9 protein-coding genes are annotated in these 7,927 nt (G+C 70.1%); 8 read left to right on the forward strand and 1 reads right to left on the reverse strand.

The features are described from left to right. The 6 genes from AB3X43_RS11270 to AB3X43_RS11295 form a co-directional block, all read left to right on the forward strand. Positions 1–375 (forward strand): VOC family protein (locus AB3X43_RS11270; RefSeq protein ID WP_369429938.1); only part of this gene is annotated, 375 nt, incomplete at its 5' end. Between the two features lie 54 nt (positions 376–429). Continuing rightward, positions 430–1,884: a 2-hydroxymuconic semialdehyde dehydrogenase gene (locus tag AB3X43_RS11275; protein WP_369429939.1), complete on the forward strand. Its 1,455-nt coding sequence runs from the start codon at positions 430–432 to the stop codon at positions 1,882–1,884. A gap of 83 nt (positions 1,885–1,967) precedes the next feature. Continuing rightward, positions 1,968–3,290 (forward strand): tryptophan--tRNA ligase, encoded by a 1,323-nt coding sequence (locus AB3X43_RS11280; RefSeq protein ID WP_369429940.1) that lies wholly within the window; start codon positions 1,968–1,970, stop codon positions 3,288–3,290. Positions 3,291–3,310: 20 nt separating this feature from the next. After that, on the forward strand, positions 3,311–4,018 hold the full coding sequence (locus AB3X43_RS11285; RefSeq protein WP_369429941.1) for a helix-turn-helix transcriptional regulator: 708 nt from the start codon (positions 3,311–3,313) through the stop codon (positions 4,016–4,018). 61 nt (positions 4,019–4,079) lie between these two features. Beyond that, positions 4,080–4,460 carry a VOC family protein gene (locus AB3X43_RS11290; protein ID WP_369429942.1) on the forward strand — a complete coding sequence of 127 codons (381 nt, stop codon included), beginning with the start codon at positions 4,080–4,082 and terminating at the stop codon, positions 4,458–4,460. 55 nt (positions 4,461–4,515) lie between these two features. After that, positions 4,516–5,100 carry a hypothetical protein gene (locus AB3X43_RS11295; protein WP_369429943.1) on the forward strand — a complete coding sequence of 195 codons (585 nt, stop codon included), beginning with the start codon at positions 4,516–4,518 and terminating at the stop codon, positions 5,098–5,100. Between the two features lie 5 nt (positions 5,101–5,105). Here the strand turns inward: AB3X43_RS11295 and AB3X43_RS11300 are convergent, their stop codons facing one another. After that, entirely contained in the window at positions 5,106–5,999 is an 894-nt protein-coding gene (locus AB3X43_RS11300) for a LysR family transcriptional regulator (RefSeq protein ID WP_369429944.1), read from the reverse strand. Positions 6,000–6,076: 77 nt separating this feature from the next. Between AB3X43_RS11300 and AB3X43_RS11305 the strand changes: the two genes are divergently transcribed. After that, the gene (locus AB3X43_RS11305; protein WP_369429945.1) at positions 6,077–6,925 is read left to right on the forward strand and encodes an alpha/beta fold hydrolase; all 849 of its coding nucleotides are present in this window, start codon (positions 6,077–6,079) and stop codon (positions 6,923–6,925) included. Positions 6,926–6,946: 21 nt separating this feature from the next. Next, positions 6,947–7,729 (forward strand): 2-oxopent-4-enoate hydratase, encoded by a 783-nt coding sequence (dmpE, locus tag AB3X43_RS11310; protein ID WP_369429946.1) that lies wholly within the window; start codon positions 6,947–6,949, stop codon positions 7,727–7,729. Positions 7,730–7,927 lie beyond the last annotated feature (198 nt).

Raw genomic sequence — 7,927 nt, forward strand, 5'->3', positions numbered from 1 at the left:
GGCAACATCCAGGCCGCCACCTGGATGAGCCGCACCACCACGCCGCACGACATCGCCTTCGTCGGCGGCGCGCGCAGCGGGCTGCACCACATCGCCTACTTCCTGGACAACTGGAACGACGTGCTCAAGGCCGCCGACGTGATGGCCAAGAACAAGACCCGCATCGACGTGGCGCCCACCCGCCACGGCATCACGCGCGGCGAGACGATCTACTTCTTCGATCCGAGCGGCAACCGCAACGAAACCTTCGCCGGCCTGGGCTACCTGGCGCAGCGCGACCGGCCGGTGACGACCTGGACCGAGGACCAGCTCTGGAGCGGAATTTTCTACCACACGGGTGCCGCGGTGCCGTCCTTCACGGACGTCTACACCTGAGCCGATCCCCCGCCGCCCCGGCCTCCCACCCCTTCCGATCCCCTCTGATGCACCATGAAACAGTACCTGAACTTCATCCACGGCGAATTCGTCGCCACGGCCAGGACCTTCGAGAACCGCGCGCCGGTGGACAACCGGGTGCTGGGGCTGGTGCATGAGGCGGGACAGGCCGAGGTGAACGCGGCGGTGGCGGGTGCCCGCGCCGCGCTCCAGGGCGACTGGGGCCGCATGAGCGTGGTCCGGCGCGTGGACCTGCTCCACGCCGTCGCCGACGAGATCAACCGCCGCTTCGACGACTTCCTGCAGGCCGAGATCGCCGACACCGGCAAGCCGCTGTCACTGGCCTCGCACATCGACATCCCGCGCGGTGCGGCCAACTTCAAGGTCTTCGCCGACATCGTGAAGAACGTGCCGACCGAAAGCTTCCAGATGACCACGCCGGACGGCGGCACCGCGGTGAGCTACGCCGTGCGCTCGCCGCTCGGGGTGGTCGCGGTGGTGTGTCCGTGGAACCTGCCGCTGCTGCTGATGACGTGGAAGGTCGGCCCTGCGCTGGCCTGCGGCAACACGGTGATCGTCAAGCCATCCGAGGAAACACCCGCGACGGCGACGCTGCTCGGCGAGGTGATGAACGCAGTCGGCGTGCCACCGGGGGTCTACAACGTGCTGCACGGCTTCGGCCCCGGCTCGGCGGGCGAGTTCCTGACCAAGCACCCGGGCGTCAACGGCATCACCTTCACCGGCGAGACGCGCACCGGCGAGGCGATCATGGCGGCGGCGGCCAAGGGCGTGCGCCCGGTCTCGTTCGAGCTGGGCGGCAAGAACGCCGGCATCGTCTTCGCCGACTGCGACTTCGACAAGGCCGTGGCCGGCATCACGCGCAGCGCGTTCGAGAACTGCGGCCAGGTCTGCCTCGGCACCGAGCGGGTCTACGTGCAGCGGCCGATCTTCGACCAGTTCGTCGCGGCACTCAAGGAGAAGGCCGAGGCGCTCAAGGTCGGCCCGAGCGAGCAGCCCGGCGTCGGCCTCGGCCCGCTGATCTCGGCCGAGCACCGGCAGAAGGTGCTGTCGTACTACGCCAAGGCCGTGGCCGAAGGCGCGACGGTGGTCACCGGCGGCGGCGTGCCCGACATGCCCGGCGCGCTGGCCGAAGGACACTGGGTCCAGCCGACGATCTGGACCGGCCTGCCCGAAAGCGCCAGCGTCATCCGGGAGGAGATCTTCGGCCCCTGCTGCCACATCGCCCCGTTCGACACCGAGGAAGAAGCCATCGCGCTGGCCAACGCCACCGACTACGGCCTGGCCACGACGGTGTGGACGCAGAACCTCGGCACCGCGCACCGCATGGCCGCGGCGATCGAGGTCGGGCTGTGCTGGATCAACTCGTGGTTCCTGCGCGACCTGCGCACCGCCTTCGGCGGCGCGAAGGCCTCAGGGATCGGCCGCGAAGGCGGGGTGCATTCGCTGGAGTTCTATACCGAGCTGCGCAACGTGATGGTCAAGCTGTAGGGCACTGGGCGCCGCTCGGCGACAGCCGGAGTGCTCCGGTCACAATCGGACTTTCGTCGTCGCTCCAGCACCAGCAGCCCACCATGTCCACCCGCGCCACCCGCGTCCTGACCGGCATCACCACCACCGGCACCCCCCACCTCGGCAACTACGTCGGTGCGATCCGCCCCTGCGTGATCGCGAGCCGCCGCACCGACGTCGAGAGCTTCTTCTTCCTCGCCGACTACCACGCGCTGATCAAGTGCGACGACCCGGCGCGCATCGAGCGTTCGCGGCTGGAGCTGGCCGCGACGTGGCTGGCCGCCGGCCTCGACCCCGCGCGCGTCACGCTCTACCGCCAGAGCGACATCCCCGAGATTCCCGAGCTGACCTGGCTGCTGACCTGCGTCACCGCCAAGGGCCAGATGAACCGGGCGCACGCCTACAAGGCCGCTGCGGACGCCAATCTGGCGGCGGGCGAGGACGTGGACGCCGGCATCACGATGGGCCTGTTCAGCTACCCGATCCTGATGGCCGCCGACATCCTGATGTTCAATGCCCACCAGATCCCCGTCGGCCGCGACCAGATCCAGCACATCGAGATGGCGCGCGACGTGGCGCAGCGGTTCAACCACCTCTACGGCCAGGGCACGGATTTCTTCGTGCTGCCCGAGGCGGTGGTCGAGGCCGAGATGGCGCTGCTGCCCGGCCTCGACGGCCGCAAGATGAGCAAGAGCTACGACAACACGATCCCGCTGTTCGAGGGCGGTGCGAAGGCGCTCAGGGAGGCGATCGCGCGCGTCGTCACCGACTCGAAGCTGCCGGGCGAGCCGAAGGATCCCGCAGGTTCCGCGCTGGTCACGCTGCATGAAGCATTCGGCACGCCGGGGCAGAACCTGGCGTTCCGCGAGGCACTGCGCGCCGGGCTGGGCTGGGGCGAGGCCAAGCAGCGGTTGTTCGAGCTGATCGACGCAGAGATCGCACCGATGCGGGCACGCTACGAGGCGCTGATCGCGCAGCCGGCCGAGCTGGAAGCGATCCTCATGGCCGGCGCGGCCAAGGCCCGCACCGAAGCCGCGCCGCTGCTGCTGCGCCTGCGAGAGGCGGTGGGCCTGCGGCGCATGGTCGCCGCGCCTGTGGCCGCCGAATCGAAGACCAAGGTGGACAAGGCCGCGCTGGCCGTGTTCAAGCAGTACCGCGAGGCGGACGGGCAGTTCTGCTTCAAGCTCGCTGCGGCGGATGGGCGCGTGCTGCTGCAGAGCCGGGCGTTTGCCGGCGGGCGGGAGGCGGGTGCGTGGGTGAAGCGGCTCAAGACCGAAGGCGCCGCCGCACTGGCCGAGGCACCCGTCGCCCTGGGCGATGGCGTGGCGGCAGAGGAAGTCGCGCAGGCGCTGGCAGACCTGATCGCCGCGGCGGCCGAGCGCTGACACCACGACCACGGGGCACCATGTCCCGCACCGAACGCCTGCTCGCCCTGCTCCAGCACCTGCGCCGCCACCGCCACCCGGTCAGCGGCGCCGTGCTGGCGGCCGATCTCGGCATCAGCCTGCGCACGCTCTACCGCGACATCGCCACGCTGCAGACCCAGGGCGCCCACCTCGACGGCGCGCCGGGGCTGGGCTATGTGCTGCGCGAGGGTTTCGTGCTGCCGCCGCTGATGTTCTCGGCGGACGAGGTGGAGGCGCTGGTGCTGGGCTCGCGCTGGGTGATCGGGCGCGGCGACCAGCGGCTCGGGGCGGCGGCGCGCGACGCGCTGGCCAAGATCGCCGCGGTGCTGCCACCCGCGCTGCGGCATGAGCTGGACAGCAATGCACTGCTCGTCGGCCCCGCGGAGGCGGACGCCACCGGGTCGGCCGGGGACAGCGAAGTCGCCGCCATCCGCCAGGCGATCCGCACCGAGCACAAGCTGCACCTGACCTACCGCGACGCCGCCGGCCAGGACACGGCGCGCACGGTGTGGCCGTTCGCGCTGGGTTTCTTCGACCGGGTGCGGGTGGTGGTGGCGTGGTGCGAGCTGCGCGGGGAGATCCGGCATTTCCGCACCGACCGCATCGCGGCGCTGACCCCCCTCGACACACGTTATCCACAGCGTCGGCAGGCGCTGCTGAAGGCGTGGCGCGCGCGCGAAGGCATCGTCGCCAACCCAGGCTACTGACAGGAATTGACACGGCCGCTGCCTACGATGGAGCCATCCACCCACCCCTCCAGGAGCCGCCATGCAAGTCCCCCAGGACCCCAACTTCCTCCTCCTCTACGTCGCCAACCCGACCGCCAGCGCCGCGTTCTACGCCGATCTGCTGGGCAAGCCGCCGGTCGAGGCCTCGCCGACATTCGCGATGTTCGCGCTGTCGTCGGGCGTGATGCTGGGCCTGTGGGCGGCACACACGGTTGAACCCGCCGCCACGCCGGCCGGCGGAATGGAGCTGGCCTTTGCGGTCGAAGGAGGTGCCAACGCGGTCCGGGCCTGCTGCGCCGAGTGGATCGCCAAGGGCCTGCCGATCCTGCAGGCGCCCATCGCGATGGACTTCGGCTTCACCTTCACGGCCGCCGACCCTGACGGCCACCGCCTGCGGGTGTTCGCGCCTGGCGCCGCCTGAGCGAGGTGCTACGCTGACCGGGTGTCGTGCAGCGGTGTGCGACCAAGGAAACCCCATGCCCGCACGCCCCTCCCGCCTCAGGCACCCCATGCGCCCCTGGCTGCTGACCGCCGCACTGGCGATGGCCTCGCACACCGCCGTCGCCTGGGAACTGCAAGGCACCAAGACGCTCGTCGCCGTCACCCGCGACCAGCAGCGCCTGCCGCTCGGCACCGTGGACTTCACCCCCCGCCCGGACGGCATGATCGCCTTCACCGTCCACATGGACCACACCAGGTTCACCGACCACTTCCTGTCGATGAAGGAGTTCAAGTGCCTCGAAGGCGGCGGCGAGGTGAGCTGCCATGTGCCCTACCCGTATGCGAACCCGGGCACGGTCACGCCGACCGACCTGACCTGGCTGGAGCACCACCTGCTGTTCCTGTTCAAGCTGCCCAAGGAGTTCGGTGCCAAGCTGTGGAACGGGCTGTACTACCAGCTGGAGCGCACCGACACCGGGCTGGTCGGGCGGCCGCAGTCGATCGACCTGAACCGGATCAGCGCGCCGCCGGCGCAGGTGGACAAGCCGCCGTACCGGCCGGCGCTGCGCGACGACGTGGCGGCGGGGGTGCGGTGGATCGATCGGCTCTCGATCGAGTAGGCGAGTCACCCTCGCCGGGACGAGGAACCACGCACCACCGCCAGAAACGCCTCCAGCACCGGCGACCCATCCCCCCGCCGATGGATGCAGCTCAGCTCGATGTCCCGCAGAAACGCGCAGTCCAGCGGCCGGTACACCACCCCCGGCAGCCGCAGGCTCTCGCTGCTCGCAGTCGTGACGCAGGCGCCGAAGCCACCCGCCACCAGCGCCACCGCGGTCAGCACGTCCTCGACCTCCTGCTCGATCTGCAGCGGCGTGCCCTCCTGCGCGAAGGCCTGCATCACCTGCTGCGCCAGTCCGGGCAGCGGCAGGTTCGGATACAGGATCATCGGCTCGCCCTGCAGGTCCGGGATGCGCACCGATGCCTGCGCGCACAGCCGATGCCCCTCGGGCAGCGCCACGCGCAACTGCTCGCGCAGCACCGTCTCGATCACCAGGTCCGGCTCCGGCGGCACCAGCCGGTTGAAGCCGACGCTGATCCGACGCTCGCGCAGGGCGTCGAGCTGCTCGGCCTTGGTCATCGTGTGCAGCACGATCTTCACGTCGGGCCGCTCGGCGTGGAAGCGCGCCAGCAGCCGCGGAATCACGTCCAGCACGCCCGAGCCGAACAGCCCCACATCCAGCCGCCCGGTCTCGCCGCGCCCGGCGGCGCGGGTACGCTCGCGGGCGCGCTGGGCGAGCGCCAGCAGGTTGGGCACCTCGTCGCGCAGCGTCTGCCCCGCCTCGGTCAGCTCCATGCCCTTGGGCGTGCGGGTGAACAGCGGCGCGCCGAGTTCATGCTCCAGCGCGTGGATCTGGCGCGTCAGCGGCGGCTGCGCCATGTGCAGGCGCTCGGCGGCGCGGCCGAGGTGGCGCTCCTCGGCGACGGCGAGGAAGTAGCGCATCTGCTTGAGGTCCATGGCGGTATACCTCTGTGGTATCGAGATGAGGATATTCGGTATTGGACAGTATCGGGCACGCCGCATAACGTCACCCCATGAACCCCGAACTCGGCCGCCGCGTCCACACCGGCACCTTCGACACCAACGTCCACGACCTCGGCACCGCCACCGCTGCTGGCCAGCCGCCTGTGCTGTTCATCCACGGCTCCGGCCCCGGCGTGTCGGCGTGGGCGAACTGGCGGCTGGTGATGCCGACGCTGGCGCAGACCCGCCGCGTGCTCGCCCCGGACATGGTCGGCTTCGGCTACACGGACCGCCCGGACGGCACCGCCTACGTGATGGACACCTGGGTGCAGCAGGCACTCGACCTGCTCGACGCGCTGGACGTGCCGCAGGTCGATCTGGTCGGCAACTCCTTCGGCGGCGCGCTGGCGCTGGCCTTGACGATCCGGGCGCCCGAGCGGGTGCGGCGGCTGGTGCTGATGGGGGCGGTCGGCGTGCCGTTCGCGATCACGCCGGGGCTGGACGCGGTGTGGGGTTACACGCCATCGTTCGAGGCGATGCGCGGGCTGCTGGACATCTTCGCGTTCAACCGCGCACTGGTCACCGACGAGCTGGCCGCGCTGCGTTACCAGGCCAGCATACGGCCGGGGTTCCAGGAGTCGTTCTCCGCCATGTTTCCGGCGCCGCGCCAACGCTGGGTCGATGCGATGGTCAGCCCCGAGGCGGCGATCCGCGCCCTGCCCCACGAGACGCTGGTCCTGCACGGCCGCGAGGACCAGGTGATCCCGCTGTCGAACTCGCTGCGGCTGGCCGACTGGATCCCGAACAGCCAGCTCCACGTCTTCGGCCACTGCGGCCACTGGACCCAGATCGAGCACAGCGCCCGCTTCGCGCAACTGGTCGCCAGCTTCCTCGCAGAAGCCGACGCCCGGACCACCTGACCCTTTCAACCGAGTCATCCCATGGACGCCCAGACCATCCAGCGCTACGGCGACGAGCTGTACCAGTCCCTGCTCAGCCGCCTCCCCGTCGAGCCGCTGACCAGCCGCGAGCCCGGCATCACGATCGACGACGCCTACCAGATCCAGTTGCGCATGGTCCAGCGCCGCCTCGACGCGGGCGAGGTCGTGATCGGCAAGAAGATCGGCGTGACCAGCCAGGTGGTGATGGACATGCTCGGCGTGAACCAGCCGGACTTCGGGCACCTGCTCTCGGGCATGGTGTTCAACGAGGGCGAGCCGGTGGACACGTCCAGGATGATCGCGCCCAAGGCCGAAGCGGAAGTAGCCTTCATCCTCGCCCGCGACCTGACCGGCCCGGGTGTGACGGCAGCCGACGTGCTGCGCGCCACCGACTGCGTGATGCCGTGTTTCGAGATCGTCGATTCGCGCATCCGCGACTGGAAGATCAAGATCCAGGACACGGTGGCGGACAACGCCTCGTGCGGCGTGCTGACGCTCGGCGGCACACGCCGGAGTCCCCGTGACCTCGACCTCGCGCTGGCCGGCATGGTGCTGGAGAAGAACGGCGAGATCGTCAGCACCTCGTGTGGCGCGTCGGTGCAAGGCTCGCCGGTCAATGCCGTGGCGTGGCTCGCGAACACGCTCGGCCGGCTGGGCATCTCGCTGAAGGCGGGTGACGTCATCCTGTCCGGCTCGCAGTCGCCGCTGGTGCCCGTGAAGACCGGTGACAGCCTGCACTGCAGCGTCGGCGGTCTGGGCAGCACCTCGGTACGTTTCATCTGAACCGGGCAGGAGCAGCAAGCACATGGCACTCGACCGCACCCACATCGACCACCTCGCCGCCCACCTCGACGCCGCCCGCAGCGAGGTCCGCGATGTCACCAAGATCACCGACGACTTCCCCGACATGGACTGGGCCGACGCCTACGACATCCAGGACGCCATCCGCCGCCGACAGGAGTCCCGCGGCCTGCGCACCGT

Source organism: Sphaerotilus sp., from assembly GCF_041083715.1.
In the GTDB taxonomy this organism is placed as follows: Bacteria; Pseudomonadota; Gammaproteobacteria; order Burkholderiales; family Burkholderiaceae_C; genus Sphaerotilus.

Excerpts from the sequence above, each read along its gene's own strand:
- AB3X43_RS11275 (WP_369429939.1), top strand. The coding sequence starts at position 430 with ATGAAACAGTACCTGAACTTCATCCACGGCGAATTCGTCGCCACGGCC.
- AB3X43_RS11280 (WP_369429940.1), top strand. The coding sequence starts at position 1,968 with ATGTCCACCCGCGCCACCCGCGTCCTGACCGGCATCACCACCACCGGC.
- AB3X43_RS11285 (WP_369429941.1), top strand. The coding sequence starts at position 3,311 with ATGTCCCGCACCGAACGCCTGCTCGCCCTGCTCCAGCACCTGCGCCGC.
- AB3X43_RS11290 (WP_369429942.1), top strand. The coding sequence starts at position 4,080 with ATGCAAGTCCCCCAGGACCCCAACTTCCTCCTCCTCTACGTCGCCAAC.
- AB3X43_RS11295 (WP_369429943.1), top strand. The coding sequence starts at position 4,516 with ATGCCCGCACGCCCCTCCCGCCTCAGGCACCCCATGCGCCCCTGGCTG.
- AB3X43_RS11300 (WP_369429944.1), bottom strand. The coding sequence starts at position 5,999 with ATGGACCTCAAGCAGATGCGCTACTTCCTCGCCGTCGCCGAGGAGCGC.
- AB3X43_RS11305 (WP_369429945.1), top strand. The coding sequence starts at position 6,077 with ATGAACCCCGAACTCGGCCGCCGCGTCCACACCGGCACCTTCGACACC.
- dmpE (WP_369429946.1), top strand. The coding sequence starts at position 6,947 with ATGGACGCCCAGACCATCCAGCGCTACGGCGACGAGCTGTACCAGTCC.